The organism is Nocardia sp. NPDC050378 (assembly GCF_040655675.1).
Taxonomy (GTDB): Bacteria; Actinomycetota; Actinomycetes; order Mycobacteriales; family Mycobacteriaceae; genus Nocardia; species Nocardia coubleae.
In genome coordinates this window covers 1-1,305 of the sequence record NZ_JBFAKI010000045.1, presented here as the reverse complement: position 1 = coordinate 1,305, position 1,305 = coordinate 1, and the positions used below count along the sequence as shown (strand labels likewise).

The following is a 1,305-nucleotide window of genomic DNA, read 5'->3' as shown; positions in this document are numbered from 1 at the left end:
GCACCGGGCAGGCGTCAGTCCGTATACATCGTCTTACGACTTCGCACGGACCTGTGTTTTTAGTAAACAGTCGCTTCTCTCTGGTCTCTGCGACCCCACCCAGCTCCCGGAGTAAATCCGTTCACCAGATGTGGTCCCCCTTCTCCCGAAGTTACGGGGGCATTTTGCCGAGTTCCTTAACCACAGTTCTCTCGATCGCCTTAGTATTCTCTACCTGACCACCTGTGTCGGTTTGGGGTACGGGCCATGTACCAGCTCGCTAGAGGCTTTTCTCGGCAGCATAGGATCACTGAATTCGTCTCAACGACTACGCATCACCTCTCAGGATATGTGTGTGACGGATTTGCCTATCACACTCCCTACAGGCTTACACCAGGTATTCCATCACCTGGCCCAGCTACCTTCCTGCGTCACCCCATCGCTTACCTACTACAGTCAGGGTCCTGTGCAGCCGTCGTCCCCCTCGCCCGAAGGCTCGGTAAGACAACATTTGGACAGTTAGCACAACTGATTCAGCATTGGGCGCGGATACACGGGTACGGGAATATCAACCCGTTGTCCATCGACTACGCCTGTCGGCCTCGCCTTAGGTCCCGACTCACCCTGGGCGGATTAACCTGGCCCAGGAACCCTTGGTCATTCGGCGGACGAGTTTCTCACTCGTCTTTCGCTACTCATGCCTGCATTCTCACTCCCATACCCTCCACCACTAGTTCACACTGTGGCTTCCACGGATATAGGACGCTCCCCTACCCACCCAGTCGACTGGCCCGAAGGCGATCTAATGACTGAGTGCCGCGGCTTCGGCGGTGTACTTGAGCCCCGCTACATTGTCGGCGCAGGATCACTTGACCAGTGAGCTATTACGCACTCTTTCAAGGGTGGCTGCTTCTAAGCCAACCTCCTGGTTGTCTAAGCGACCCCACATCCTTTTCCACTTAGTACACGCTTAGGGGCCTTAGCCGGCGATCTGGGCTGTTTCCCTCTCGACTACGAAGCTTATCCCCCGCAGTCTCACTGCCACGCTCTCACACACCGGCATTCGGAGTTTGGCTGACTTCGGTAAGCTTGTAGGCCCCCTAGGCCATCCAGTAGCTCTACCTCCGGCGTGAAACACGTGACGCTGCACCTAAATGCATTTCGGGGAGAACCAGCTATCACGGAGTTTGATTGGCCTTTCACCCCTACCCACAGCTCATCCCCTCAGTTTTCAACCTAAGTGGGTTCGGGCCTCCACGACGTCTTACCGTCGCTTCACCCTGGCCATGGGTAGATCACTCCGCTTCGGGTCCATAATGTGCGACT

Annotated in this window: 1 rRNA gene; it reads right to left on the bottom strand. The window is 56.1% G+C overall.

What is annotated here, in order from left to right:
• Positions 1-1,305 (bottom strand): 23S ribosomal RNA (locus AB0I35_RS32355); the annotation flags it as partial.